Below are 1,715 nucleotides of genomic sequence, written 5' to 3'. Positions count from 1 at the left end.
CAGGGGTAGGGGAGCGTTGTATAAGGGTTGAAGGTGTACCGTAAGGAGCGCTGGACATTATACAAGTGAGAATGCCGGTATGAGTAACGAAAAGATCAAGTGAGAATCTTGATCCGCCGAAAGCCTAAGGGTTCCTGAGGAAGGCTCGTCCGCTCAGGGTAAGTCGGGACCTAAGGCGAGGCCGAAAGGCGTAGTCGAAGGACAACAGGTCGAAATTCCTGTACCACCGTAAGCCGTTATGAGCAATGGGGGGACGCAGTAGGGTAGTGACGCGGACTGATGGATGTCCGTCTAAGCAGTAAGGCTGATGTGTAGGCAAATCCGCACATTGTAAGGCTGAGCTGTGATGGGGAGCGAAAATTGTAGTAGCGAAGGTCATGATCTCACACTGCCAAGAAAAGCCTCTAGCCAGGTGAAGGTGCCCGTACCGCAAACCGACACAGGTAGGCGAGAAGAGTATTCTAAGGCGCGCGGAAGAACTCTCGTTAAGGAACTCGGCAAAATGACCCCGTAACTTCGGGAGAAGGGGTGCCCCGGTAGTGTGAATAGCACGAGGGGGCCGCAGTGAAAAGGCCCAAGCGACTGTTTAGCAAAAACACAGGTCTGTGCGAAGCCGTAAGGCGAAGTATACGGGCTGACGCCTGCCCGGTGCTGGAAGGTTAAGGGGAGTGGTTAGGAGCAATCCGAAGCTGTGAACCGAAGCCCCAGTCGGCGGCCGTAACTATAACGGTCCTAAGGTAGCGAAATTCCTTGTCAGGTAAATTCTGACCCGCACGAATGGCGTAACGACTTGGGCGCTGTCTCAACGAGAGATCCGGTGAAATTTTAATACCTGTGAAGATGCAGGTTACCCGCGACAAGACGGAAAGACCCCATGGAGCTTTACTGCAGCTTGATATTGAATTTGGGTACGATCTGTACAGGATAGGTGGGAGCCTTTGAAGAGACATGAGCGCCAGCTTGTGTGGAGGCAACGTTGGGATACCACCCTGATCGTATCTAGGTTCTAACCTGGTACCGTAATCCGGTGCGGGGACAGTGTCAGGTGGGCAGTTTGACTGGGGCGGTCGCCTCCTAAAGAGTAACGGAGGCGCCCAAAGGTTCCCTCAGAATGGTTGGAAATCATTCGAAGAGTGCAAAGGCATAAGGGAGCTTGACTGCGAGACCTACAAGTCGAGCAGGGACGAAAGTCGGGCTTAGTGATCCGGTGGTACCGCATGGAAGGGCCATCGCTCAACGGATAAAAGCTACCCTGGGGATAACAGGCTTATCTCCCCCAAGAGTCCACATCGACGGGGAGGTTTGGCACCTCGATGTCGGCTCATCGCATCCTGGGGCTGAAGTAGGTCCCAAGGGTTGGGCTGTTCGCCCATTAAAGCGGTACGCGAGCTGGGTTCAGAACGTCGTGAGACAGTTCGGTCCCTATCTGTCGTGGGCGTAGGAAATTTGAGAGGAGCTGTCCTTAGTACGAGAGGACCGGGATGGACGTACCGCTGGTGTACCAGTTGTTCCGCCAGGAGCACCGCTGGGTAGCTATGTACGGAAGGGATAAACGCTGAAAGCATCTAAGCGTGAAGCCCCCCTCAAGATGAGATTTCCCAGTATGTAAGACCCCTTGAAGACGACGAGGTAGATAGGCTGGGGGTGGAAGTGCAGCAATGCATGGAGCTGACCAGTACTAATCGGTCGAGGGCTTATCCAATAGCAAGTTGTAA

General features: G+C 53.9%; 1 rRNA gene. It reads left to right on the top strand.

Going from position 1 to position 1,715, the window contains the following annotated elements:
• A 23S ribosomal RNA gene (locus D829_RS34390) occupies positions 1–1,702 on the top strand; the annotation flags it as partial.
• Positions 1,703–1,715: the final 13 nt, after the last annotated feature.

Source organism: Paenibacillus sp. PAMC 26794 (genome assembly GCF_000316035.1).
In the GTDB taxonomy this organism is placed as follows: domain Bacteria; phylum Bacillota; class Bacilli; order Paenibacillales; family Paenibacillaceae; genus Paenibacillus.
Note: the sequence above shows the minus strand (reverse complement) of the source record. Positions and strands in the feature narration are given on the sequence as shown.